The sequence below is a fragment of the Mycobacterium sp. IDUB_39 genome, from assembly GCF_055419205.1.
On record NZ_JBVAXF010000001.1, the window covers coordinates 970,048 to 996,307 of the forward strand.

Consider the following 26,260-nt stretch of genomic DNA (forward strand, 5'->3'; position numbering starts at 1 on the left):
GCCTACGATGGCGAGATGCCCGCGCCGCTCTCCCTGGAGGTGGGCGGACGCACGCTTTCGGTCACCAACCCGGACAAGGTGGTCTTTCCAGACGCGGGGGTCACCAAGCGCGATCTGGTCGAGTACTACCTGTCGGTGGCCGAGGGTGCGCTGCGCGGCGTGACGGGTCGGCCGATGATCCTCAAGCGGTTCGTCAAGGGCATCTCCGAGGAGGCCATCTTCCAGAAGCGCGCTCCAGAGAAGCGGCCCGACTGGATCGAGGTCGCCGAGCTGAAGTACGCCTCGGGCACCTCGGCCAAGGAGGCCGTGATCCGCGAGACCGCCGGGCTGGTGTGGGCGGTCAACCTGGGCTGCGTCGACCTCAATCCGCACCCGGTGCAGGCCGAGGACCTCGACCATCCCGATGAGCTGCGCGTCGACCTCGACCCGATGCCCGGCGTCGAGTGGCCGCAGATAGTCGAGGTAGCCCTGGTGGTGCGTGACGTGCTCGCCGACTACGGGCTGACCGCCTGGCCCAAGACGTCGGGGTCGCGGGGTTTCCACATCTACGCGCGCATCCACCCGCACTGGCCGTACAAGCAGGTGAGGCTGGCCGCCGAGACCATCGCCCGCGAGGTCGAACTGCGCGCGCCCCACCTGGCCACCAGTCGCTGGTGGAAGGAGGAGCGCGAGGGCGTGTTCGTCGACTTCAACCAGAACGCCAAGGACCGGACGGTCGCCTCGGCGTACTCGGTGCGTTCACGGCCCGACGCCAGGGTGTCCACTCCCCTGTTGTGGGACGAGGTGCCCGACTGCCGTCCCGAGGCGTTCACGGTCGCGACGGTGCCTGCCCGCTTCGCGGAGATGGGCGATCCGTGGGAGGGCATGGACGACGCGCCCGGTGGACTCGACGCCCTGTTGGAGCGCGCCGCGGAACTGGGCCCGGCCGAGAAGGCGCCCAAGGGGGCCCGACGGTCGAAGGACGGCCGCCGGGAATCGACGATGCCGCTCATCGAGATCGCCCGGACGAAGACCAAGGACGAGGCCATGTCCGCGCTGGGGGTGTGGAAGTCCAAGTTCCCCGAGGCCGCCGAACACCTCGAGGCGATCGACGTTCTCGTCGACGGTATGCGGGGGCCGAGTTCCATCTGGTACCGCATCCGGATCAACCTGCAGCACGTACCCGAGGTACTACGCCCGCCGCAGGAGGACCTCATCGCCGACTACTCGCCGTGGGTGAACTACTCGGGCCCGCAGGGACGACCCTGAGTATCCGCTGAGGATTTGCTGCCTCTCGGCGCGACTTCTTAGCAACTGTTTAGGGCTAACTCCCCAGTACCTTAACTTCGCTCAATAACTTGGGCAGTACGTCGAAGACAGCAGCCACCTTTGACAAGGCATCGAAGGGAGACTGAACATGGGAACCACAACCCACGTGTCGGCTTCGAAATCACCGTTCCGGTACGGCAATCCATCGATCGACTGCGCGGGCGCCGAAGTGCACACGTTGTGCAGGCAGCTCGCCTCGATCATGTCGATCACCGGCGACGTCGATGGGATCAACGTCGATTGCCTGAGTGACCGTGCACGGCACTGCGTCATTCCGGAGAAGGCGTTCGTCCTCGATCTCAGTGGCGTCACATCGTTCGCCAGTCAAGGAGTCGCTCTGCTCGATGCCATCGATCAGGCCTGCTCCGACGCAGGCGTCGAGTGGTCGCTGGTCGCCCACGAGCCCATCGCCGATGCGCTGCGCGTGCATGCCGAGGATCCCCGCCTGCCGATTGCCGAGTCGATTCCCGAAGCACTGCAGCATTTCTCGGACGTCGCCTTTGAACGCCGGCGCCTCCTACCCCTGCTCACCAAGTCCGCCTAGCCGAGAGGATTGAACACATGTTGCTCGACATCCGTTGGCTTGCACACCTGCTGCGTAACCGCCGCAGGCACGTGACGCCCTAAGAGTCGACTCACTAAGAGTCGATGGCCGCCACCGCGGCCGGTATGGCGGTCCGTCCGCCGATCAGTTCAAAGGTTCGCCCCGCCGTACTCGGCGCGTCCAGGACCTCTACCAGCACTGCCGCCACGTCCTGACGGGGAATGCTTCCCCGCCCTGTGGCCGCAGCGATGGTGACCAGGCCCGTTCCCACCTCATCGGTGAGCAGGCCTGGTCGGACGATCGTCGTGGCGAGTTCGCCGCGCGCCCGCACGGCGTTATCCGCATCGGCCTTGGCCCGCAGGTACGCCGCGAAGACGGGATCGACTCCACTCTCATCGGCGCGTGTCTCGTCGGCGCGGGAGTCCGCGCCCATCGCGGAGATCATGACGTAGCGGGGCACTCCTGCGGCGACCGCCGCGTCAGCGAGCAGGATCGCGGCATCGCGGTCGACGGTCTCCTTGCGCGCGGCGCCACTGCCTGGTCCCGCCCCAGCCGCGAACACCACGGCGTCGGCGCCCCGCAGATGCTCCGCCACATCGGCGACCGACGAGTTCTCCAGGTCGACAACAGCGGCCTCGGCACCCACCGCCTCGAGGTCGGCGACGTGCGCCGGGTTGCGGACGAGACCCACCACGGAGTCGCCGCGGTCGGCAAGGAGGCGTTCGAGGAGCAACGCGATCTTTCCGTGTCCGCCTGCGATGACGATGCGCCTACTCATGACGCGAACACCTGGTCGTCATCGGCGAATGCCTTGAATTCCAATGCGTTTCCCGCAGGGTCGTGAAGGAACATGGTCCACTGCTCTCCCGGTTGGCCCTCGAAGCGCACATAGGGTTCGATGACGAACTCGATACCAGCGGTGCGTAGCCGGTCGGCGAGCTCGTGAAACCTCGGCACGCTCAGGATGAGGCCGAAGTGCGGTACCGGCACGTCGTGTCCGTCGACCGGATTGTGAATCGGGACGACACGCTCAGGGGCGAGATGCGTGACGAGCTGGTGGCCGTGCAGATTCCAGTCCACCCACGTCTCTGCGCTGCGGCCCTGCTCGAGGCCGAGGACATCGCCGTAGAACCGCCTCGCGTCCGACAGGTCGTCGACGGGCATGGCCAGGTGAAACCGAGGAATCGGCGAGGAGAGGACGGTCATGGGGGCTCACAGACTGTTGACGGGGCTACTCGACCAACGCCCCACCTGATTGCCCTGTTCCGGATGCGCCGTTGTACGGACGTGCCGTATGGCTTACCGTTGGGCTGACCGTTAGCGGATTCGACGGAGGGTTTCGGGCCGATGAACAACCAGGACGCGGTATGAGCACCCTTCCTGCGGGTGACAGCCCCGAACGTGGCCGACGCGGTCCGATCGGCAGGCGGCTTGATGTTCGACCGGGCCAGGCTGGGGTGGCGGGTGATTGTCTCGGTGTCCGAGAACCCGCAGGACACCCGCGCCCTGCGGGTTCTCGGTGCCGAGTTCGACCAACCGACGGGCGATCCACTCCCGGCCAGCTCACGCCCGGCCGATTCACGCGACGGACCGGCGGCATTGACGGCGGAGTCCACCGAGGTCACGGTGTGGGGGGCGGCGCTACCCGTCGACAACGACAGCTCGGTGGTGAGCTACCGCCTCAGCCGCGCCGCCCAGGTCTTCAAGGCCCAGGCGCTCATCGCGGCGGGTCTGGCCGAGTCGGTCGACCCGACGGAGACGTTCTCGACGCCGTGCCCGCCGCACGTCATCGCGTCGGATCTCACAGTCGCGGGATAACTCGCGGGACCCGCCCAACGTGACGCCACTGCGAAGAATCGGCGAGCCCTTCGCAGTGGCCGCACACTCGGCGTATTGAACGACTCGGACTCCCTCTTGAGCCCCTCCCGCACCACGGTGACCAGCCCCTCGCCGCAAACTGTCATGGGTCGCGACCTCGACCAGGCCTTTGTTACTGGAGTGAATTCTGAGATAATTGGGTACTCAGTGGCCCAGCCCACTCAGCAGATGTCTCCAGGCCGAGGGAGAGACCGTGCCACCCACACGCCGGCGCGCGCGCCAGGTCGCGGCCTTCGTCGCGTCAGTGGTCGCTGTCGCGTCAGTGGTGGCCGTCCTCAGCACCGCGACCACGCTCGGAACGCCCCCGGCTTCCGCCGCCCCCAAGTGCACCGACATCGAGGTGATCTTCGCGCGCGGCACCGATGAGCCAGCGGGTATAGGCGTGGTGGGCGAAGCCCTGGTCGACACGCTGCGGCCGATGGTGAAGGGCAAGTCGATCGGCACATACGCGGTGAAGTACCCGGCGACCTGGGACTTCCTTCAGGCCGCCGCCGGCGCCAACGACGCGAGCAAGCGCATTCAGTCCACGGTCGCCAAATGCCCCGACACCAAGATCGTCCTCGGCGGCTACTCGCAGGGCGCCGCCGTCATGGACATCGTCACCACATCCCCGATCGCGGGACTCGGATACACCTCACCGCTGCCCGCGGCCGTCATCCCGCATGTCGCCGCTATCGCTGTCTTCGGCAACCCCTCAGCACGGCTCGGCAGGCCGTTGACGACGCTGAGCCCCGACTTCGGCGCGCGTACCGCGGACCTGTGCAACACCAACGACCCGATCTGCTCGCTCGGACGCGACTTCGACGCACACACCTCCTATGAGGAGTCCGGTCTGGTTAAGCTCGCCGCCCAGTGGATCACCAAGCATGTCCAGGAACGGGATTAGCAGCCAATGAACGGTTTCGACGGCAAGGGCGTACTCGTCACCGGGGCCGCATCGGGTATCGGCCTGTCCACGGTGCGACGGCTGCTGGCCGAGGGCGCGACGGTGGTGGGCATCGATCTCGCATCCGACGCACCCGACACAGGTGCGGACGAGCGGTTCACCTATCGACGTGTTGATGTACTCGACGGTGACGGTGTCGGCGCCGCAGTGGCCGCCGTGGTTGCGCTCGCCGGTCGACTCGACGGTGTCGTGCACTCTGCCGGCGTGGCTGGCGGTGGCCCCATGCACCTGTTGCCAGACACCGAGTGGGACAGAGTGATCGCCATCAACCTCAAGGGCACGTTCATCGTCAACCGTGCGGCGTTGAGCCAGATGATGCAGCAGGACCGGGTCGCCGGTGAGCGGGGCGCCATCGTCAATCTGTCCAGTATCGAGGGCCTGGAGGGCACCGCGGGCGGCAGCTCGTACAACGCCTCCAAGGGTGGCGTCGTGCTGCTCACCAAGAACGCCGCCATCGACTACGGGCCGAGCGGGATCCGAGCCAATGCCATCTGCCCCGGTTTCATCGAGACGCCGCTGCTCGACTCGGTCGTCGGACTGCCGGGTATGGAGCACGCCCGCGAGGGGCTCCGCCACGAGCACAAGCTTCGCCGCTTCGGCCTGCCCGACGAGGTAGCCGCCGTCGCGGTGTTCCTGCTCTCGCCCGACGCGAGTTTCGTGAGTGGCCAGGCGATCGCGGTGGACGGCGGCTACACCGCAGGACGCGATCACCACATCACCGAGATGATGGGTCTGGGCGAGCAGTAGGCGTAGCCCGGCGGCGCCCATGACCCAGCTCAACGGGTGGCGCATTGTCGGCATGACACAAATGGCGCGCACCCGCAGTGCACTGGCGACACGCAAAATAGCTGCCCACAACGCCAATCCCCCCTGAAGCTACCGTTGCGCTGGCCGGCTGTCGATACGCGCGGCACCCTTTCGCCCGCGTTCGGCAACTTGTAGAGCCAGGTAGACATCGACAATGGTCGGCAATTCACGCAGCGATCCGCCGATAAGTTCCTCAGCACGGCCAATTCTGTAGCGCACCGAGTTCGGATGAATGTTGAGCGCTTGCGCCGTGTCGTTGACGCTCAGATGGTTCTCCAGGTAAACAACGAGGGTCTCCAGGATGGGCTCGCTGCCCTCGATCTTGGCAAGCAGGTCCAAGGACCGACGCTGAAGCTGATCTTCGTCACCGGTGCTAATGGCAACGTCGGCGATCGCGAATTCTTCGAACCGCTGGACCGCGGGAGCAGCACTGCCCCGCGATAATGCGCGGGTCAGCGCAAGCCGTGCATCACGGTAGCTGTTGACGACGTCTGGCAGGGACGCGACTTTACGGCCCACTCCCCCGCAGACCGCGAGATCTCGGGTTCCTAGCACCGATACGCATTCGTCAACAGGTTGCGTGTCCGGTGCCTGGAGAAGAACGACAACGACACCATCAATGGCAGCGACGAGGTGCGGGGCTGAAGAGTTCGCGATCAAAGCGCGCACGTTCTGCAGCACGTCTCGCAACTGCTTGTTGTGCAACTCCGAGTCCAGGCGCCGCTCTTTCCACTCCGGCAGGGCAATCGCTGCGACGTAGCAGGGCCTGTGCGGCCTGAATCCGTGTGGACGTACCTGATCCCACCCGAATTGGCGGCCCGCGTTGGACACCAAGCGAATCAGTACGTCTGCTCGTTGCTGCGCCTCCTCGTTCGCGGCGGCTCGTCTACTCATCGCGATGACGCTCAGCAACTGCTCGACCGTCTCCACCAATGGAGATACGAGTTCGTCCGAAGTCGGCGTGCCTCGTTTCGCCAACACGATCCAACGATGTGTGTCCTCAGGGCCACGAATGGGCGACGCGACGACGTGCCACTGGCCAACCATGAAGTGCTGTCGGCCTCGCAACTCCTTGTCAATGCGTTGCCAGATGACTTCGGTCGGTCCATCCCCCGTCACTGCGAGCAATCGCCCGTCCGGGTAGTACAGAATGACCGTGCTGTGTACAACTGAGCCCAGTCGACGCAAGAGGGACTCAGTTGAGTCCGGAGCTGTGACTGCCGAGATCAGGCTTGACTGAAGCGCGAGCAGTCGTTGGTACAGACGTAGATCCGCACGCGCAACTCGTTCGTTGACGGCCTCTTTGATCCCTCTCAGGGACGCTCCCGTGGGCGCCGTTAGCAGCGGAAAGTCGACAGTCTCCGCAGCCGCCTTCAGCGATTCCCACGCCAGTGACCGATCCTCATCGGCCGCGGCGAGAACAATGCCGGCTACGCCTGCAGATTGCGCGGCGTGCATGAGCTGTAGTGCGCCCTCGGTCTCGTTCTGACCGCTGAGGTCGCCACTGGTCAACACCAGGAACGAGCGGTGCTCGCCCGAGGGCTGCTGACCGATCTCCAACACAGCCGCCCCTGAGACCTCGGCGCTGTCGAGTCCGCTGCCCCCTGCGCACAGCTGGAGGCCGAGATCGTTCTGCCGCAAGATGTCTGCCACTGTGAGTGTCATCTGCTCCCCAGTGCCGCGGTGACGTGCGGAAGTTGTTGACACTAGCAGTGACAACAACTTCCGTCTCAAGAATCGTATGTCCCCAAGCTGGACCGGCCAGTTGCAACGGCCGGTCCAGTTCAGGGGCCCAGAACGGCGTTCTACCTAATCGTCACTGTGTTCTGCTGAAACAGCGACTCCCGGTGCTCCGCGAGGTTCTGCGTGAGCAGCCTGTGGTCGAGATCGGGTACAAGTGCTCGGCAGTAGGCTTCGACTGCGACGTCACCCAACGGTGCCCATTTGTCGAACCAGCCCCGCACCGTTGCCCGGTTCTCCTCGCCATACTCGGCAGAGTCGAAGGCGTAGGCGAGCAAGGCCTCCGACCATCGCTTGGTCCGATCACTGTCAACCAACTGGGCCCGTGCCAAAAGCGCCAGCAGCGTGTCGCCCTCAGCCTGGGCAGTGACGGAGAGCGACCGCAGCACGGCAGTGTCTATCGCCGGCTTGACGATCAGATTCAGCACCACGAACTGTTCGGCCCAGTCCCAGGTGATCAGGGTGCACTCCATTAGCTCCCGAAAGCCCTGCCACGCACTGTCATTCTCCCAGACCGCGCGCTCCTGCTTGCCGAAGTCACGGTCTGGATGGTGCGCGCGGAGCTCTGCGGTTCGGTAGGCCACGCGTGACACCCAGCGCAGCTGATCACCCGATTCGAAGATGAAGCAATTCTCGATGGTGCTGGCCGGGGACAACGCTGCCAGGTAGGCTGCCGACATCTGCACGGTGTGATACAGATACTTCGCCGGAGTATAGTGACGCGCTAGTTTGCCGACCCATTCAGCACTCAAGCCGCTGTCGTGCTCGTTGCCACTGTGGTCGTCAAGTAGACCGTCGACATGTGACTCTTGCCCGTCCTGGATCATGTTGTAAGTGCGGTACACCATTTGGTCTGGGTCCCTAAAGCCGTCCCAGTCCTCGTGCCGCAACGGGCTGTTGTTCCGGTACTCGATGTACCACTTACTCAACGGAATGTCGGGGCCCATCGCCCAAGGCGTATCGTCGTCTGTGCTCCACAGTAGATTGGTGGACACGATCTCGTACTCAGTTGGGCGGCGACGGTTGTTCGCCAAATGGCTCCAGGTCCTGAGTGGCTTAAGAGCTTTCTCGTCGGTCGTCATTGACGCTCCTTAGTTTAGTTTATGAGGTAAACGGGAGACTTCCCGTTTGTCTCAGGTCGATCATTGCTTAATGAAGTACCAGCGAATCTGATCGTCGCGAGTATCGATTTGGCCTGAGTAGCCGGTCAGCCAGACTTCGAGTTCCTGCATCTCGAATTTCCGGCCGAGCATTCGCTCCATTGTCTCTCGCCGGATGATCAGGCCCCCTTCCGCCTCTACTCGCAGGTAGGTACGATGATCTTCAACCAGGACCTCCTTCTCCGGGTTGTCCTCGATGATCGCGTCTACCGCGACAGCGGCAATCTCGCCTCCGCGTAGGAGCGGCCCAGCGAGCTTTCCTGCTGCGCTAACGGGCGCTTTTATCATTGGACTTGCCTTTCATGAACACATTTTGACCATTAATGGCCGTTGGCAACAACACATTCAGGCGTGGGAATAGAAGGGTGCAACATCGTCGACCGATATATAGATCATCCCGTCTCGCTCCTCGACTGGATACCGGGCGAGCTTGGCATCGTCTGGGTTGATGCTGCGACCGCTGTCCACATCGAACTCCCACAAGTGCGCCGAACAAATCAGCGAGCATCCGTCGAACTCGCCGTACTCGAGTAAGATCTGTTGATGGGGACATTCGGCCTGGACGGCGCGCACTGCTTCATCATTCATGCGTAGCAGCAGGATCCGAGTGTCCTCGACGTGAACGACCCGCATCTCCCCGGCCCACAGTTCGTGTGAGCCGCACACTGGGACAAAGCGTGATGTCATCGGCTGCTCCTTAACACACCTATCTCCTGAGCCACCCGGGTTGCTCGCGAATGGTTGCGCGAGCAACCCGAGGCTGCGCTCCCTATTCCTCTGAGACGTAAATATCGATCTGCTGGAAATGCCTCAGCTGAGCCTCTTTCACGGTCATCCCGCGAGGGAAGGGTTCGGCATCGTCACCGTCGGTGGTCAACCGCACCCGCAGACTTGCCCCCGGCTTCGGGTGCCGGGCTTGGTACCCCACCGCGGGCGCCAAGCACGCCACAACGACCTCATCCATCGTGAAATCGGTGTCCACGTCAATGATGCGCGTGTGAAAGTCCCGCTCCAAGCGGCCAATCACGGCAAGAGCACCCATTTCTACCTCCGGTCCTTGGGTGCGGCAAGCACCTCTAGTTCGATATGCGGACAATCTGTTAGCCGCCACATGCTGACTCCCTAATGGCTAACGGCTGGGAGCGCCGACAAATCGTAGGCCTTCGCCCACTCCAGATCGTGGGCATCGCGCCCACCGTCACTGATGACTCCAGAACCCATGTAGCGCAAGATGTTCTCGGGAGTGTTCGGTGAGATCTCGCCGTTGTACATCCGGTCAGCGATCGTGTTGAAGGTCTTGTACCGGTCGGGTTCGAGCTCGAAGATCCACTTACAGACCGTGCTGCAGAAGCTGTACAGACGGCCTTCATGGTCAAGTTGGTACGCCCGCGCCTTCCACAATGTGCCACCCTTGTTCGAGATCGGGATCTGGCACATGTTGCACATGGCCGGCATCCCGACGGCCTCGGTCCGTTCCGGGTGGCCGGATTGAACATTCTCGATGATGACGTCCCAGTACTGCCCAAAGGTATCGCCCCATCCTGGGTACTTCTCCTCCAGCCAAGCGCGTTCAGCCTTGCCGACATTGCCAGTCGGGTTCCACCACAACGTGTTTCGCCATGCCCATGTCGCTGCGGCCTGGCAATGATGATGAGTTTCGACGTCCTCGAGAAAGATGTCCCAGTACCACGGGCGCTCGAGTCCGAGATCGAGCAGCTGCCGCTCGAACTGCACACCGACGAACTCGGCCATGTACTCCTTGAACGACCGATCCCGCTTCTCCAGCGGGATCCAGTAGTCCATCGGAATCCCTGTCAGCATTGCGAACAATCGATGGATCCGCCAGAACGCGATGTCGACGGCCTGCTGAGCCTCGGCCTTACGGCCGTTGCGCACCATAATCTCCAAAAGCGGAGTAGCAATCTGGGCGTGTCGGGCCTCGTCGGATTGGATGCTTGTGATCAGGTTCGAAAATGTGAAGTCGCCCATGTTCGCCGCGTCTGCAGATAGCCCGATCATCTGGACATTAGTGAGACCGGTTTCGAAGCAGAAGTTAAGCATCACCGAGGTTGTCACTACGTCGCGCGTCATCATCACATCATCGAGCGCATGCCGGCCGACGAGTGTCGCCCAGTTCTTAGTATGGTGCGCCTGGTGCGCCCAGTCGAATTGCCTGTCCAGCGACGTCAGTTGGTGTGGAAAGTACAGCTGAATCTGCCCGTGACGCAACTCATCAAGCATCCCGAATGTCGCCATGTTGCGCATGCCGGGTGCCTTTGCAAACCGCGTCATACGTGCATCAGACTGGCACGCCGCATACTCGGAGAGCGCAATGTTGCCGTAGTGATTTTTGAGTATGCTCATATAAGCTGGATCGGCATTCTCATAATAGTTTGATCGCGCTAGCGCAGCCTTGACGGAGTAAGCTCCGGCGTCTTTCTCGCGCTGCACGTTGACGTACTCTCGATACGAGACCTTATACGGCTCATCAAACGTTTCCCACTCCGAGAGTGGAATTCCATACGGGTCGCTGTGATCCGGCGGGAAGAGTTCGTCCTCGGATACGTAGCAGGGGGTCCAGTTTGTATCCCGCGCTATGTCATACCACGCTGAACGCTCAAGTAGAGTCATCCTGTTTCACTCCTATTCTTTCTTTGTTGCAGAGTTTCTTTTCGTCCCGATATGGACTGCAACGGCCGTCGCCTCATTCAAGAGCCACGTTCACCGTGTACGTCAGGAAAAAGCGTTCGGTGATCTTGGCGATTTCAAGAAGCACCCGAGCTGGCAATCACCTTGGCTTCGACGCCCCTCAATTCTCATCAGCTGACTGCCCTGAGAGCAATAGGAGGAACTAAAATCCGCCTGGCAAGATATTGTTAGAATTCCCACGGAGTTTCTCCTCGCCGTCAGCAACTGCCAGGCAGGATGTATCACCGCCGCTAGGCGGTCACAGCCTTGTAGATCTTATGAATTCGTGGCTCGCGATTGTGTGTGCCTACATGGAAGCCCTGCGCAGGACTCCACCAGCAGCCAATTTGTGGAAGACACAAGGCACGTCCACGCGATTTGTCGAAATTGAGGGTTGCCCACACTCCCCAAATTGTGGAAATAATTCAGCGCGCGTCAGTTCAATAACCTAGCGCGCCCCGACTCCGATGTGTGAACTCCTGATGTGCAGGCCGGAGCGATCGCGGGCGACTGATTCTCCCATTCAACGGTGAACAACAATGGAGGTTCGCATGTCTGAACAGGCTCGAGCGAGGGACATAGCCCCGCTCCAAGTGTCCTTTCAGGACGACCCAAACGTCCTTCGGAGCGCGTCCACCGAGGACTATGCACTCCACGCGGCGCCCATGACGTGGAGATCTGGCCGGGTGTCGCTAATGATGGCTTGGTACGCATTCGCCAGCGCCATGTTCTGGCTAATCGTGGGCGCAACGGTTTCCCTGAGCGTGGGCACCATCAACACCCTGATTGGCCTGGTGCTGTCGGTGTGCGTCTACAGCCTGATTGGAACGAGGATCAGCCGTCAGGCAGCGCGGACAGGGATTTCGAGCGCATTGTTCTCCCGCGCGCTATTCGGCTACCTCGGTGCCGCGGTGGCGCCCTTCATCATCGGTGCGACAGCCCTCTACTACGCGGTCTTCGAGGGTTCCATCGTCGCAGCGGTATTTCACCAGTACACCGGGGTTGGTTCTGTCGAGATCTGGTACGCGATCGTGGCGGCCTACAGCGTGCCCATCGTGATCGGCGGCGTGCGCACGTGGCTCGACAAGATCAACGGCTTCCTGCTGCCCTTCTACTACATCGGGCTCACCGTGGCCGTGGTGTGGACAATCGTCAAGTACGGCTACAGCAACGACTGGCTCACCGCGCCACCGGTCCACCAAATGGATCTGCATGCACCTGGATGGGTCTTTGCGTTCACCGCCTACATGGGCATCTGGATCATGATCCCCTTCACATGGGATTACGCCCGACTCGCCAAGACCGACGACGCCACGTTCCACAGCCGTTACACCTTCGGCCCGCTGTTCTACGTCTTGACCCTGGTCGTCAATGCAGTCGTGGGAATCTTCCTCGCGCACAGCCTCGCCACAACCGGCGCATTAAGTGAGCTCTCCGCCGTCCAAGCCATTATCGGGCTGACCGGCATCTTCGGTGTGGCCCTGGTCTGGGTCAGCCAGACACGCATCAACACCGCGAACTACTACCTAGCCAGCATCAATGCTGAGAGCTTCTTCGCACGTGTGTTCCGACTCCATCTGCCCCGGCGAGTCTGGGTCGTGATTGTCGGTGTGGCGGCATTCTGCCTGATGCTCACCGACGCAGTCTCCTACTTGCTCAAGGCCCTCCAATGGCAGGGCGTAGTAGTGGTCGCCTGGGTCGCTATCGCGCTGTGCTACTTCGCTTTCGCCCGCCGCGACAAGCGCAGCGCCGAGCACTTCGAGTTCCGCCCAGGACGCGTCCCAGCATTCAATGTCATCGGTCTGGTCGCGTGGCTCTGCGCGTCGGTGACTGGCATCGTCCTCGTGCAGACCACCGGCACCTTCGGGGCAACTTGGTCGGCCCCAATCACGTTCGTCATTGCCGCCGTCATCTACTCCGGTGGCCGGCTCCTGACAGGAGAACGACACGTCGTGCTCAATCGCCCGCACGACCCACGCGCGGAGGTCGACAATCCCTGGGAAGCAAGGATCCTGTGCGCGTCGTGCTCACGCTCGTACATCGCACAGGAAATGGACCGCAATCCCGCATCTGCAGATCTGTCGCCGATCTGCGCCGAGTGCGGCAGCAACGACCGCGACTACCTACTCGCCTCATACGCCGAAGCTCGCAGCCTCAACACTGCGGCACGAACGGCACAGGGCGACCTGATCATTGCCGAACCACAGCCATGACCGCAACGACAGAGAAGAGCCAAGACATGGAATCCGTGACGATCTCGACCACACCTGTGGACGTGAAGCTACCCGACGGATGGCAGACAATGTCTGTCCCACGTGGCCTGCTGGTCGGCGGATTGTGGCAGGAGACGCGATCGTCCGCCGAGTTCAAGGTCGAGGATCCCGCGACCGGTACGCTGATCGCCACGGTCGCCGATGCTGGACCCGATGACGCAACGGACTTGGTCGATGCGGCAGCGACTGCCTTCGCCGACTGGTCGGACACCCCACCGCGGCGCCGATCAGAGATCCTGCGGTCAGCATTCGACGAGCTGATCACGCGCACAGAGGAATTTGCGATGCTGATCACCTTGGAGATGGGCAAGCCTCTGGCTGAATCGCGCGCAGAAGTCCGCTACGCAGCCGATTTTCTGCTTTGGTACGCCGAGGAGGCGGTCCGAGCAACAGGGATGTCACGGGACGCGCCTAACGGCGCAGCGCTACACCTGACCCTCCAGCAGCCCGTCGGGCCGACACTTCTCGTCACACCATGGAACTTCCCACTCGCTATGGCGACCCGGAAGATCGGACCCGCACTCGCGGCGGGCTGCACAGTGATTCTCAAGCCGGCCGAGGAAACACCACTCACTGCCCTGTTGTTCGCCGATCTCCTCAACGACGTGGGTGTGCCACCCGGTGTCGTCAACGTCGTGACCACCACCCGGCCTGCCGAAGTGGTCAAACGCATTCTCGACGACGGGCGTATCCGCAAGCTCTCCTTCACCGGGTCGACCGCGGTCGGTCGGCTGCTATTGGCGAACGCTGCATCCGGAATTCTGCGCTGTTCAATGGAATTGGGAGGGAACGCCCCATTCCTTGTATTCCCCGATGCGGATCTAGACGCAGCCATCGACGGAGCGATCACGGCAAAGCTGCGCAACGGCGGTCAGAGCTGCGTTGCTGCCAACCGATTCCTCGTTCACCGCTCGGTCGCAAGCGAGTTCGTGTCAGGTCTCAGCGAGCGTCTTCGCGCGCAGGTCGTCGGTCCCGGCATCGACCCGGCGACCACCCTGGGGCCCATGATCAACTTGAAGCAGCGCGATCGGGCGGTGCGTCTGGTGCATGAGGCGATCGAGCAAGGTGCAGACCCCATCGTGATGCAGGACCCGACGGAGGGCAGTGCATTCCTGCACCCGGTTCTCCTGACCGCAGTGCGACACGACGCCAGCGTCGTCCAAGAGGAAATCTTCGGACCCGTTGCACCGGTCGTGCTCTTCGACACCGAAGAAGAAGCGCTGCGACTCGCCTCGGACACTGATGCGGGTCTCGTCGGGTTCGTGTACTCCACCAAGGTAGACGTCCTCATGCGGGCGGCCCGGTCGCTGCAATGCGGAATGGTTGGACTCAACCGCGGACTGGTGTCGGATGCCGCGGCCCCCTTCGGCGGTGTCAAGCACTCCGGACTCGGTCGCGAGGGAAGTGAACTCGGGCTGCTGGAATACATGGAGACAAAGTATGTCTCGCTTCCAACTCCGTGTTGAACAGAGATTTGGAAAAGGAGCCACGGGGTGAACCGGGACCGAGCTTCACTCGCAGAACCAACGACCAGGCAAGTTGGCACTGGCGTGCTGAGTGGCCGTGACCCGGCCCACGACGTGTCCGCCGTTGGACATCCCTGCCACTGGCCAGTCGAAAGAGGGCTCGACGATTTCGATTGGGAGATTATTGATTTCGTCTTACGCTGGGCTCCCTACGGTGGACCGCCACGCGACGAGATACTGCCAACCTTTGGCATACTGAGTTACGAGCTACCAGAACGCGTGTGCGAGATCGTCTACCGCGGATCGCGCACAAATCTCACAGCCGGTGAGCACGCTGCGTTCGTGAAGGCGCTGGCAGCAGTCGGTCGACGTCCGGCGCTGCAGCGGAAACCCCAATGAGCAACTCCGGGGTGCCCGTCGGCGACACCGCCTCTCTCGGCGACCGGCGATTCACCGTGCTCAGATTTCGCGGTGGTACGTCTTTGGCGGGCTGGTCATGGCAGCTCAGAGCGAACTGCCGAGGCCTGCCCTCAGTGGTCTTCTTCCCCCCCGACGGGGAACGAGGGAACGAGCGTGCCCGACGTGAGCACCGCGCCAAACGCATCTGCGGCGACTGCCCAGTCAGCACCGAATGTCTGATGCACGCCCTCGCATGGCCTGAGCCATATGGCATTTGGGCAGGGACAACGCCGGTCGAACGCGGGCATAGCCGAGTAAGAAAGGAGGCATGAAGAGGGACTGTTGTTCAGTGGGCGATCCGGTGACGGTGTACCGACGTAGGGTTCCTAGAAGCACCTTGCCGGCGTCGCGCATAACTGATTCACAAGTCCAACACGACGTCCGACGTCGGTATCGCTTGGCAGGTGAGACACTGGTCAGTGGGTAGATCGTCTGGGGTGGACACCAAATGCGCGACGGTTCCGTGAAGGATCGTGGTGACGCAGCTTTCGCACTGACCGACCCGACACCCATTGGGTGGTTTCAGTCCCGATTGCTCTGCGATATTCAGGAGTGTCCCGTCGCTGGCCTGCCACCGAGCGCTGGCTCCAGTCCTGGCGAATGTGACGGTCGCCGCCGCAATTGAATCGATGTCGATCGCGGCAGTCGTGGCGTGAAATTTCTCGGCGAAGATGCTGAAGCGGTGGGCACCGCGTTGCACCAGTTCCGTGGTTACCTGATCCAGCATCGGTTCTGGACCGCAGAGGTAGAAGCGGGCATTGCGGTCGATGAGCTCCTGCTTGACATGCTGGGAGCCAAAGCGCCCGCGGCGAATACCGGCGGGCACATCGTCGTCGGGTTGGCTGTAATAGGTCTCCACCATCACGTTGGGCAGTACGCCCTGCAGGTAGGCAATGCGTTCTCGCATGGCGTGCCCTGCCCGGTCTCGATTGCCGTAGAAGAGCGCGACTTCAGGGGTGGCCTCGTTGTGATCGTGGAGCGTCTCCAGGTAGCTCAAGAACGGAGTGATCCCGATACCCGCGGCGATCAGAACGATCGGATTGTCATGGACGACGGGGATCGCAAACAGACCTGACGGCGGCCCGGAACGCACCACCGTCCCGCGATGGAATTGCTGGTGCACCGCCGAGGAGAACCGTCCGCCAGGCACTTTCCGGACTGCGATCTCGTATCCGCGCCTGCCAGCGTCGATCGCCGGGCCGGTCAAGGAGTAGCTGCGGGTGACCTCCGGGTCGCCATCGTGACTGACGGTGAGGTGTTGGCCAGGTAGAAAGTCAGGCAGGGGGTGCCCGTCAGTGGGCTCGAGCCGCAGCGCGAGGGTATCGGTGGCGACGATGCGCGTGTCAACGACCACCAAGTCGCGGGTCTGCGATGGCCCCCAAGGGCGTTGCGGTTCAGGGTGCACGTCACAGGGGGTCGAGCGCAATGGGATAGAACCGCTGATCGGGTCGCGGCGGTCATCGGTGACTAGCAGGTTGTAGTTCGGACCATCTCCTGTCAGGTGGGGGTAGCCGGGCAATCCCAGATCCGGTGCGTTCTGCCACCAGCCATACTCGGCGACCACGATGTCGGGACGCAGGAATGCATCGAACCGGGCCTTCATCCGCACACTTGCGCTCGCGGTGCTGATACGCACGTACTGACCGTCTTCAATCCCCCGGCGGACCGCGAGGTCGGGGTGAAGGTCAACGAGCGGTTCAGGACTGCGACGACGCAGCGACGACAGCGCTCGATGTTGGCTATGGCAGAAGTAGCCGTTCTTCGCGCACGTGAGGGTGAGCGGGTAGTCGACATCGAATTGGGGCGGCTCGGCGACAGGAACAGGGTGGTAATTGTGTTCGGCGAGACGTTCACTGTAGAACTCGACGCGACGGGTGGGCGTGGCGAAGCCTGCGACTGTGTGATCGTCGTGTTCTGTGGCGTAGGCGCGGAAGCGACGCTGCAGCGGTATGTCCACCCCGGCGGACTGCGTGCGGAGCTGCTCAACCGTCAGACCGAGAGGCTCCAGCTGGTAGTTGCGGGCAGCGTCGATGTCGCCACCGAAGAATTCCCCTGCGTGCCCGAGCCTGGACGCCAACTCGAACACCACCTCGGTGTCCGATCGGGAGCCGCCTACCGGATCCACCAGACGAGGACGAAGTTGAACTCTCTGTTGGGCGGCGGCGCTGGTCTCGAAGCCGACCTTCAGCGCCTCGTGTTCAAACGGACTGTTCACCGGCAGCAGCAGATCGGCGTAGCGCGAGGTCGGGTTCTCGAACAGGTCGAAGTGGACATGGAAGTCCAGCGCCCGCAGCGCCGTTGCGGTGCGCCGCGGGTCAGGCTGTGACAGCAGCATGTTCGTGCCGAACGACACCAGTGCGCGCACGCGATAGGGATTCCCCTCTAGTGCGGATCGACAGAAGTCGCGCGCGTTGATCCAGCCCTGCGCCGGTGGGCCAAGGGGAAACTCATCGATGCCGAGCGCGCGACTGCGTTGCTGCGGGGTGATCTGGTCGGGGGACGTCACAGTGTTCACGGGTGGGGTCGGGAACACGCGGTTGCCTCCGGGCGCATCGAAACTCCCGGTGAGTGCATACAACGTCGCGATAGCGCGCTCGGTCTGCGTGGCGTCGGAGTGTTGGCCCACGCCAGACCACGCGGCATAGCACACCGAGGTGGCCTCGGCAAGATCGTCGGCCACCGCACTGATTTCGGCCGGCGGTACTCCGCACACCTCGGCGGCACGTGCCAGTGGCCACACCGAGCACGCTCGCTGATAGTGCGCGAAAGCTGGCGCGCATCGGATTCTGCCGGACCGCGTGGCAACAACCCGATCTCCGGTCAAGGCGAATCGGCTCGCATCGGGGGCAACGTAGTTGGTGTCGTAAGGCACCGCCGCGGACGTCTGCTCATCCCAGCACACAAACCCGCGCTGATCGGGCCACATGTCCTGGGCGCGCAGGAAACGGCCGGTGTCGTAGCGCACCAGTAACGGGGCATTGGACCATCGACGGACGAACTGCTCGTCGTAGCCTTGGCGGTCCAAGAGGAGCTTCGCCAGCGATAGCGCCAGTGCGCCGTCGGTGCCCGGGCGCAGGGCCAGCCAGTGATCGGCGCTCAATGCGCTGGTGGCGCGGCGCGGATCTATGACCGCCAGACGTGCGCCTCGCGCTTGCGCCTCAGCGAGGGCCGTTGACCGCGCTAGCCACGTTTTTGCGGGGTTGTGTCCCCACAGCACCGCCATGTCGGCGGCCGCGTAGTCCGGTGTCGGCAGCCCGACTCCGAAGGTGAATTGGTGGGCAACGTCCTTGTGCCAGTTGCATATCTCGGTCGCATACAGGGTGTTCGGGCTTCCGAAGATCCGTATGAAGCGCTCTATCCAGTCGATTGAATCCGAGATCGGACTGCCGCTCGGGGTCGTGACCGAGAACGCCACCGCTTCTGCGCCATCCTCGGTTCGGATGGTGTCCAGGCGTTCGACAACCTCGGACATCGCCTCGTCCCAGCTAATCTCCTGCCAGCGCGGGTCTGGATCGTCCTTCGGCGTTGTGCGTCGTAGCGGCTGCGTTAGCCGAGCCGATGAGTACACCAATTCCGGCGCCGCCCTGCCCTTCGGGCACAGCGCTGCACCCGTCGGGTGGTTGGGGTCAGGCCGTACGCCCTGCAGCACTCCAGCATCGTTGATGCTGTATATCGCACCGCAGCGAGAGCGACACAGTGTGCAGTAGCCGTGAACGTCTTTCATTACGTGCAGCTTTCGCGTATCGGCGCTTGATCCCATGAACTGATCGGTCTGTAGGGAGCCCTGGAGCGCCTAAGTGGTCTAGGTCGTGGCTGCGGAGCGAAGGATCCGAAACCGATCGAGTGATGCCGGGTCCCGATCAACGACTTGGACTGGCGCCCAATCCCATTGCCAAACGCTGATACCCGGCATCCGGGAGAACTGGATCTGCCCTCGTGCGCCTTCGACTGCAACGCGCGACCAAAAGTCGGCAGTGCGCGCCCCATCCTCGGTGTGAGAACGCAGCACACCGGCGATGACGGTGACCGTGTCGTATCCCTCGAAGGCGACGAAGGAGGGCTGTGCGGCTAGCTGCTTACGGAGCGCCGACTCGACTCGCTCACCCATCGGGGGGAGGTGGTCGGGTAGGTAGCGCAAGAACGGGATCGCCGCGCCGTCGGTGCCCAGCAACGTCGCCCATTCGGCGAACTCCGGTTGCCCGGCCGGAGCACCAATCATGATCTCGGCGAGACGCGGGTCGCGGCGGACAGACCTGACGATCGACACTGCCGGCTCCGGGTAGCCGACCAGAAGAAGGAGGGCCGTCGCGTGAATGTTCACGAGCTCGTCGCACACGGCCGCGGGGGTGAGCGCTCGCATTTCGAGTTCGATGACGGTACCGCCGCGTGGAGCGAGGTAGTCCCGCAGAATGCGGACCCCAGATGCCCAGTAGACGCTCGGCTCAACTGCTACTGCGATGCGCCTATGGCCCGCATTGAGGAGGAAGTCTGCGTAAATCTGCCAACCGTGGGACTGCGCCGGAGAGAGGCGCGCGACCCATTCCGTTGGTTGTTCGGTGAGCGCGTCGAGCACCGCTGAAGAACAGAGGAACGGCAGGCCTAGTGCGTCGGCCCTGGCGGCAGCGGCACGAGCCACGACGCTGTGATATTCCCCCGCCAACGCAGCCACACCCAGGCCAGCCAGTTCGTCTACGGCCGCCGCGGCCCTCTTTGGATCAGCCGCGGTGTCTCGGACCACCAGCTCGACTGGTCTTCCGACGATCCCGCCGGCCTCATTGACTTCGCGAACAGCCAACTCGAGCCCAGCGAGCAAGTGCTGGCCGGCCTCGACCCAGCCGGGCCGAGCCAGCGGGACGAGAGCACCGATCTGGACCGCGGGTCCGTCAGGCCCCTCCACCCCAGGTGGCGTCCTCATGGACTGCCTCCTCCCGTAGGACGACTCGATCGCAGTGCGCCCGGTGGTACTCGCATTCGCCAAGCTGGATGCGGCCAGGACGGCGGGCCCAGCGCCCGTGCCGCGGCGCCTCCGCCGATGAATCGGCGGCGCGATGTCCGGTTCGCCCCGACACTGGCAAGGATCCGAGGAGCGATCCGATCGGGCATAGCGAAAGTGCCTTTCGTCGAGATGGAGGAGGGGAGCTGTGGGGATCTCAGGCGCGCCTCAGTGCTCTAGGACGATGTGTTGACCTCGGAATCGGGGCGAGATGACGGTTCTGGTTCGGCGTATCCAGTACGAGGGAGGAACAACGTCACGACACCCGACATGCCAAAGAAGACGGCGCAGACGATCAACCCGCCGGAGAACCCTATCGATGACGCGAGTCCTGCCAACGCAAACGGCGCAAAGGCGGAGATTCCACGCCCAACGTTGAAACAGAAGCCCGCACCAGTGGCGCGTACGTGAGTTGGGAATAGCTCGCCCAAGTAGGACCCGAACAGCCCAAAGAAGGCGGTGAAGAACGCAAATGCGGGTCCAAGCCACAACAGAGCCGTTTGGTGACTGGTCATCGCATACACGGGAAGAGTCACGGCGACACCCAGAAGCGACATGAAGATGGCGGTGCGTCTACCCAGGCGATCAGCGATAACACCAAAAATATGGTAACCAACGAACATTCCGATATTCAGTACAGCTATGAAGGTAGCGACAGATGCCGGGGCCAGGCCTCGTTCAGCGGTCAGGTAGGTCGGTAGCCATGTCGAGGCGCCCCAGTATCCCGTCAGAGCTAGCCCAGCCATTGCAGTGCCCAGGATCGTCGTTCGCCTTAGCGGACCATTCAGGATGTACGCCACAGACACGGGCTTGTCGTTGTCGCCGCGGGCAGCCCGATGATCAGCCCAGACAGACGATTCTTCGAAGCACACCACAACAATTAGCACTGGCAGGATCACCGAGATGCCAGCGACGAGGAACATGAGTCGCCAGTCCGGAAGAAGGAACCCGGACAACACCGCCGCAAGTGCACCGCCGACTGGAAATGAACTCAGGACAAAGGCCGATGCTCGTCCGCGGCTCTCGCTCGGCCACGTTTCCACGACGTATGCGGAGACGACACCCCACACGCCGCCAAGTCCTAACCCAGCGAGAAACCGCAGCACCAGGAATACCTCGAAGTTGGGAACGACAGAGAGGGCCGCAGTGAGCAGTCCAAACGTGGCGAGCGAGCCAATGAGCGCGGTCTTCCTACCGAAGTTGTCGGCAACGTAGCCCGCGACAACACTGCTGACGCCGATGCCCAGGAGCGTCGCAGTGGCGAGCAGGCCTGCCTGTGTGACACTGATGCCCATGTCATGGCGGATTGCGGGCAACGCCATTGCTAGCAAGAGGATCTCGAGAGCATCGAAGAGGTAGGCGAGGAAACACCCACCGAGAATCACCCATCGGCTGCGATGCATCAAACACTCCTCCTCTTGCCTCGAGGCCGTGGCGGCCGCTGTGCGGACGTCCAGCGCAGGAACACCTTGTAGAATCATGTCCATCCAAGTGGCACAGGGCAATTGGAGATACTGAAGGCCTTCCGACACGATATTGTCAGAACTCTCAGCCAGTTGATGGCGATCAGGCAACATATGATGGCACCAAAGAATGTCACTAGACAGTGAGATGGTTTGTTACGCTGCGCCTTCTGTCGAACCGATGGCATGCTGGGCGGGTATCCGCACAGCCGAACCCCGGATTGCAATCAAGGCAAGGGACGACTTGGACTGACGCCCAGAGCAATTGCTATACGTCGATACCCGACGGGTACGGGAGCACTAGATCTCGCAGCGGGCGCCTTCGGTCGACGTGCGATGAGGTGTTCAAGACGCTACGAAGCAGCGCAGCCGTCTGTGTCACCCCAGTAGGCGTCGCATCGGTTCAGCACGATACGGCGGAACTGATTGGTCGTTTCCGGGAGTAGTTCGCCTGTGCCCCAGTCGGCGATCACCCCGAACTGCCGCACGAGGTCATAGATCGTCAACTCGCCATCGGCATACGACGCTGCGATGTCGCCGGGGTCCACCGTCAACCGTTCACTGCGTACTGCCCGAATCCGCTCCCGCTCGATCGTCGTCGCTGCCTCATCGACCATCATCACGTCAGGGTTCGCTGCAGAGACAAGAACCACCACGCCGTAGTCCCGGCGGGCACGGTGCACCGAGACATACTCATCCACGACATCTGCCAGGACTGCTTCGGGATCTCGTGCGAGGGGGTCACCGAAACCACCGCCTCCCGCCGACGGTCTCTCCAGTGAGTCGCCAGGCCCCACCGGGATCCGCGACGCCAGCGACCCGATGTAGCGCTCGCCGGGCGAGCGTGGGTTCATCCACAACCCGTGCGGACAGCTCGGCGAGCCACCATGGGTACCGGGGATTACAGAACGTGCTCGATCCGAGCAATACGAAAGGGTCGCATTCTCACAGTCCGTCAGTGTCACCTCCTTGACCAGCCCGAGGCCACCACGGAACTCGCCGGGCCCGCCGGAGTCCGTGCGTAGCTCGCACCGCCCCGTCAGAATTGGCGACGACCTCTCCTGCATCTCGATGGACTGCAACGCATGGCCGACACCGAAGATCGATGCGGTCGCGTTGGAGCCGTCCTTACCGTTCCGTCCACCCCAACCGCCCGCCATCCAGTCGTAGAACATGAATTGTCGCGGGTGCGCACGCCGCAGGTCATATCCGCCAAGCAGCAGATACTCGAGATTGAACGACGTCCCGATCGCCCTGCTCGGCATGATCTCCGACCAGATCTGGAAGATCGCGCTCACGATCTTCTCGTACGGGCCCGCGTAGAAGCCAGTGACAGCCGTGGGCCACGACGCGTTGACCACCGTCCCAGCCGGACCGAAGTCGACAAGAATCGGCCGGTAGAAACCCGAGTTGAGCGGAACGTCGGGGAAGAAGGTCTTCGTCCCAGCAACGACCGCCGAGTAGGTTCCGCCGAACGCTGAGTTCAGAAAGTTGCCAATCGCCGGATGTGACCCGCTGAGGTCGTAGTACGCACGATCGCCAGAGATCCGTAGGCCGACTTTGATGGGTACCAACGCTTCTCCGCCACGCGGGTCGACGTCGATGTAGTCCACCGCTTCCCATTGTCCATCCGGCAGCTCGGCGAGACGCCGACGCAGGACTCGCTCGACATATGCCTGTGATTCCGCGAACGCGGTCACGACAGCATCCGGCCCGTATCGATCAACGAGCCGCAGAACCTCGCGTTCACACACCCGGGTTGCCTCGGCCTGCGCGAGCAAATCGCCTTCCGCGTCCTCCGGAGAGCGTGTGTTGGACGCAATGAATCGGCACACGTCGGTGAGGTATCGCCCGTTCGAACAGATACGCACAGGGGTGATTCGCAATCCCTCCCCGAAATGCTCGACTGCACTCGGATCAAAAGAGCCAGACGCGGCGCCGCCGATGTCTGCCCAATGGCCGCTGCACTGCGCGATGGCGATGAGGATTCCGAGATGGAAGACCGGCCGCAACACGCGCACATCATTGAAGTGCGTCCCACCTACATATGGATCGTTGACCACGAACACGTCACCTTCGTGGATATCCCCGCGAAAGTGGTCGAGCACAGCCTTCGCTGTGAGGTGCAACGTACCGACCTGCACGGCCACGTCTTGGCTTCCCTGGGCGACGGTATCGCCGTTGGCGTCGCAGATCGCGCCGGCGAAGTCACGCGCATGGATCACGAAAGAGTGCGCACTACGAAGAAGCTGCTCCGCCATGAGGTCCACGGCGGTGACGAACGCGTTCCGCAGGACTTCACTCGTGATGGGGTCAAGGTCAGGAGGGTTGTCCCTAGGCGCCGCGGAGCCATCGGCGTGATCTGTCACGACGCCGCTGCCGTTTGCGGGGTGATGTGCAAGTTCAGCATCTCGTCGACGACTGCGGCCGAGCCCGGAGGCAGCAGCGTCGTGGAGTCGGGCTGCGCGATAACAGCGGGACCCACGAACTCGGCACCAGGAAACAGCCCAGCACGATCAAACACGGGCGTCTCGTGACACGTGCCCTCATGAGTGAAGCGGACCGGCCGACGAGACACCGGCACGAGCGGCCCTACCCCATGCGTGGAAGGAGCGATGTTGGGCTTGTCGATGACACCGAAGGCCGTCACCGCAAGCTGATAGACCTCGACGTCCGCATCCTCCTGGCAGAACCCGAACTCGCGACGGTGCTGCTCGTGGAAGAGCGCAGCCAGCCCGTCGAGGCCGACCACTGGGCCGTCAATCGCGATCGGGAGCGCACGCGACTGGCCGCTGTAGCGCATCTCGATGAGCCGTTGCAGGCTCATCCGCGCCGGCGCGACGTGGTCCTCCCGCAAACTGGCGCGTGACCTAGCCTCCAGCTCGAGAAACATCGACTCGACCTCATAAGGGTCCGCCGACCGGATATCGCGGATGAACATCGCGCTGTGGTCGTGGCGGGTGTCCACCAACAAGCAGCCCAGCGCTGAGGTCGCTCCGGGATAGGCAGGCACCACGACCTCGGGAACTCCCAGATCGCGGGCGAGTTCCACGGCGTACAGCGGACCGCCGCCGCCAAACGCGACGAGCGCGAAATCACGCGGGTCATGGCCTCGGCGCACCGACAAGAGTCGAAGGGCGTCCGCCATTGCGGCCGAGGCAACCCGCAGAATGCCGTCAGCAGCTTCGTCAACCGAGCAACCGAGCCTCGCCGCGATATCCGACACGGCGGCGACGGCAAGGGCGGGTTCCAGGATTCGTGAGCCGCCGGCAAGAGAGGTCCCAATACGGCCGAGGCACAGCTGCGCGTCGGTTACCGTTGCGGCCGTACCCCCGAGGCCGTAGCAGGCCGGCCCCGGAAGAGCGCCTGCCGACACCGGACCAACCCGGAGAGCGCCACCATCGTCAACCCACGCGATCGAGCCTCCGCCGGCACCAATCGTCAGTACCTCAAGGCTGGGGAAGCAGATGGGATGGCCATAGTCGACGTGCCAATTCCGCACGATCCGTGACTCCCCCGCGACCACAATGGACAGATCAGCACTGGTCCCGCCGATGTCGAGACCCATCGAGTTGTCAAAACCACAAGAGAGCGCAATGTGCTTGCTCGCGATGGCTCCCGCCGCGACACCGGAGGAAGCGAGTCGCCCGGCAAACTGTTGAGCAGCAACCCCCGTCATCACGCCCCCGCCACCGTGCAGAAAGTGCATGCGGCCGCTGTACCCGCGCTCGTTGAGTCGACGCTCGAGGTTGAGGGTGTAGCGCTGGATCAACGGAGACAACAGCGCGTTGACGACGGTTGTCGAAAAGCGCTCATGCTCTGTGATCTCGGGAAGCACCATGCTGGAGGTCGAGATCGCGACGTGTGGGAGCGCGGCACTGACTAGCTCTGCCATCTCGCGTTCGTGCGCGGGATTGGCGTACGAGTTAATAAAACAGATCGCGACCGTCTCCACCGCACGCCGCCGGAGCACCTCAATCACAGCTTCGGCGTCGATGCAGCTTAGCGGCGTAATCACACGTCCAGTTGAGTCAATTCGCTCACCAACTACAAGACGGTCCCTGCGCGCCACATAGGGCGGAGCAACGTCGTCGTAGGCATCCCATAGGTCATCCTTCGTACCGCTGCCGATCTCAATGACGTCCCTGAAGCCCCGCGTGGTGATGAGCGCGGCACGTGGAAACGAGCGATTGAGCAACGCATTGGTGGCCACAGTCGTGCCATGGGCGAAGAAGTCGACGGTCGAGAGATCAAACTCCGCCTCTGCAATCCCCTGCAAGACTCCGTCAATTGGGTCTTTCGTGGTGGGAACCTTGGTGACCCGCAGACTGTTGTCGTCCGTATCCACGACACAGACATCGGTGAAGGTACCTCCGACATCGACCGCAACTCGACGAGTCACCGTGCACCTCCTTATGGCTTGGGGCGGTTACGCAGCCGACGCCGAGCATGGTTATCCCGCAATCCAAATTCTGATTTGCGAGTCAATTCGGTGCAATAGGAGGAACTGAAAGCTTCCTGAGGTGATGTTGTCA

General features: G+C 62.7%; 21 protein-coding genes. 8 read left to right on the forward strand and 13 right to left on the reverse strand.

Annotated features, from left to right (window positions below):
- Positions 1–15: 15 nt before the first annotated feature.
- Together ligD and ACZY0X_RS04605 are read left to right on the forward strand one after the other, a co-directional pair.
- Entirely contained in the window at positions 16–1,248 is a 1,233-nt protein-coding gene (gene ligD / locus ACZY0X_RS04600; RefSeq protein WP_463768403.1) for a non-homologous end-joining DNA ligase, read from the forward strand.
- 148 nt (positions 1,249–1,396) lie between these two features.
- Positions 1,397–1,852: an STAS domain-containing protein gene (locus ACZY0X_RS04605; protein ID WP_463768404.1), complete on the forward strand. Its 456-nt coding sequence runs from the start codon at positions 1,397–1,399 to the stop codon at positions 1,850–1,852.
- A 94-nt stretch (positions 1,853–1,946) separates the two neighbouring features.
- Here ACZY0X_RS04605 and ACZY0X_RS04610 read toward each other — a convergent pair whose 3' ends face one another.
- Together ACZY0X_RS04610 and ACZY0X_RS04615 are read right to left on the reverse strand one after the other, a co-directional pair.
- Positions 1,947–2,630: an NAD(P)H-binding protein gene (locus ACZY0X_RS04610; RefSeq protein WP_463768406.1), complete on the reverse strand. Its 684-nt coding sequence runs from the start codon at positions 2,628–2,630 to the stop codon at positions 1,947–1,949.
- Positions 2,627–3,058 carry a VOC family protein gene (locus tag ACZY0X_RS04615; RefSeq protein ID WP_463768407.1) on the reverse strand — a complete coding sequence of 144 codons (432 nt, stop codon included), beginning with the start codon at positions 3,056–3,058 and terminating at the stop codon, positions 2,627–2,629. Before ACZY0X_RS04615 ends, ACZY0X_RS04610 begins: the two co-directional genes overlap by 4 nt.
- 180 nt (positions 3,059–3,238) lie before the next feature.
- On the opposite strand from ACZY0X_RS04615, the gene ACZY0X_RS04620 reads away from it, so the two are divergent.
- The 3 genes from ACZY0X_RS04620 (at position 3,239) to ACZY0X_RS04630 (ending at position 5,423) form a co-directional block, all read left to right on the forward strand.
- A complete protein-coding gene (locus ACZY0X_RS04620) occupies positions 3,239–3,670 on the forward strand; it encodes a hypothetical protein (RefSeq protein ID WP_463768408.1) in 432 nt (143 codons plus the stop codon).
- 304 nt (positions 3,671–3,974) lie between these two features.
- Complete coding sequence (locus ACZY0X_RS04625) at positions 3,975–4,616, forward strand: cutinase family protein (protein ID WP_463768773.1); 642 nt, start codon at positions 3,975–3,977, stop codon at positions 4,614–4,616.
- Between the two features lie 6 nt (positions 4,617–4,622).
- Positions 4,623–5,423, forward strand: coding sequence for an SDR family NAD(P)-dependent oxidoreductase (locus ACZY0X_RS04630; protein WP_463768409.1), 801 nt, complete (start codon positions 4,623–4,625; stop codon positions 5,421–5,423).
- Between the two features lie 129 nt (positions 5,424–5,552).
- Here the strand turns inward: ACZY0X_RS04630 and ACZY0X_RS04635 are convergent, their stop codons facing one another.
- The 6 genes from ACZY0X_RS04635 to ACZY0X_RS04660 all read right to left on the reverse strand — a co-directional run bounded on the left by ACZY0X_RS04635 (position 5,553) and on the right by ACZY0X_RS04660 (position 11,014).
- On the reverse strand, positions 5,553–7,148 hold the full coding sequence (locus ACZY0X_RS04635; protein ID WP_463768411.1) for a PucR family transcriptional regulator: 1,596 nt from the start codon (positions 7,146–7,148) through the stop codon (positions 5,553–5,555).
- Between the two features lie 140 nt (positions 7,149–7,288).
- The gene (locus ACZY0X_RS04640; protein ID WP_463768412.1) at positions 7,289–8,305 is read right to left on the reverse strand and encodes a ferritin family protein; all 1,017 of its coding nucleotides are present in this window, start codon (positions 8,303–8,305) and stop codon (positions 7,289–7,291) included.
- Positions 8,306–8,365: 60 nt separating this feature from the next.
- On the reverse strand, positions 8,366–8,671 hold the full coding sequence (locus tag ACZY0X_RS04645) for an MmoB/DmpM family protein (protein WP_463768413.1): 306 nt from the start codon (positions 8,669–8,671) through the stop codon (positions 8,366–8,368).
- Between the two features lie 57 nt (positions 8,672–8,728).
- Positions 8,729–9,070: a Rieske 2Fe-2S domain-containing protein gene (locus ACZY0X_RS04650; protein ID WP_463768414.1), complete on the reverse strand. Its 342-nt coding sequence runs from the start codon at positions 9,068–9,070 to the stop codon at positions 8,729–8,731.
- An 82-nt stretch (positions 9,071–9,152) separates the two neighbouring features.
- Complete coding sequence (locus tag ACZY0X_RS04655) at positions 9,153–9,425, reverse strand: toluene-4-monooxygenase system B family protein (RefSeq protein WP_463768415.1); 273 nt, start codon at positions 9,423–9,425, stop codon at positions 9,153–9,155.
- An 80-nt stretch (positions 9,426–9,505) separates the two neighbouring features.
- On the reverse strand, positions 9,506–11,014 hold the full coding sequence (locus ACZY0X_RS04660) for a YHS domain-containing protein (RefSeq protein ID WP_463768416.1): 1,509 nt from the start codon (positions 11,012–11,014) through the stop codon (positions 9,506–9,508).
- A gap of 755 nt (positions 11,015–11,769) precedes the next feature.
- On the opposite strand from ACZY0X_RS04660, the gene ACZY0X_RS04665 reads away from it, so the two are divergent.
- The 3 genes from ACZY0X_RS04665 (at position 11,770) to ACZY0X_RS04675 (ending at position 15,541) form a co-directional block, all read left to right on the forward strand.
- Entirely contained in the window at positions 11,770–13,284 is a 1,515-nt protein-coding gene (locus ACZY0X_RS04665) for a purine-cytosine permease family protein (protein ID WP_463768417.1), read from the forward strand.
- An 89-nt stretch (positions 13,285–13,373) separates the two neighbouring features.
- The gene (locus ACZY0X_RS04670) at positions 13,374–14,810 is read left to right on the forward strand and encodes an NAD-dependent succinate-semialdehyde dehydrogenase (protein ID WP_463768418.1); all 1,437 of its coding nucleotides are present in this window, start codon (positions 13,374–13,376) and stop codon (positions 14,808–14,810) included.
- Positions 14,811–15,205: 395 nt separating this feature from the next.
- Positions 15,206–15,541 carry a WhiB family transcriptional regulator gene (locus ACZY0X_RS04675; RefSeq protein WP_463768419.1) on the forward strand — a complete coding sequence of 112 codons (336 nt, stop codon included), beginning with the start codon at positions 15,206–15,208 and terminating at the stop codon, positions 15,539–15,541.
- Between the two features lie 89 nt (positions 15,542–15,630).
- Here ACZY0X_RS04675 and ACZY0X_RS04680 read toward each other — a convergent pair whose 3' ends face one another.
- The 5 genes from ACZY0X_RS04680 to ACZY0X_RS04700 form a co-directional block, all read right to left on the reverse strand.
- Complete coding sequence (locus tag ACZY0X_RS04680) at positions 15,631–19,029, reverse strand: molybdopterin-dependent oxidoreductase (protein ID WP_463768420.1); 3,399 nt, start codon at positions 19,027–19,029, stop codon at positions 15,631–15,633.
- A 42-nt stretch (positions 19,030–19,071) separates the two neighbouring features.
- Positions 19,072–20,184 (reverse strand): ABC transporter substrate-binding protein, encoded by a 1,113-nt coding sequence (locus tag ACZY0X_RS04685; protein ID WP_463768421.1) that lies wholly within the window; start codon positions 20,182–20,184, stop codon positions 19,072–19,074.
- Positions 20,185–20,438: 254 nt separating this feature from the next.
- On the reverse strand, positions 20,439–21,665 hold the full coding sequence (locus tag ACZY0X_RS04690) for an MFS transporter (RefSeq protein ID WP_463768422.1): 1,227 nt from the start codon (positions 21,663–21,665) through the stop codon (positions 20,439–20,441).
- Between the two features lie 413 nt (positions 21,666–22,078).
- Positions 22,079–24,094 (reverse strand): hydantoinase B/oxoprolinase family protein, encoded by a 2,016-nt coding sequence (locus ACZY0X_RS04695; protein WP_463768423.1) that lies wholly within the window; start codon positions 24,092–24,094, stop codon positions 22,079–22,081.
- Complete coding sequence (locus ACZY0X_RS04700) at positions 24,091–26,127, reverse strand: hydantoinase/oxoprolinase family protein (RefSeq protein ID WP_463768424.1); 2,037 nt, start codon at positions 26,125–26,127, stop codon at positions 24,091–24,093. Before ACZY0X_RS04700 ends, ACZY0X_RS04695 begins: the two co-directional genes overlap by 4 nt.
- Positions 26,128–26,260 lie beyond the last annotated feature (133 nt).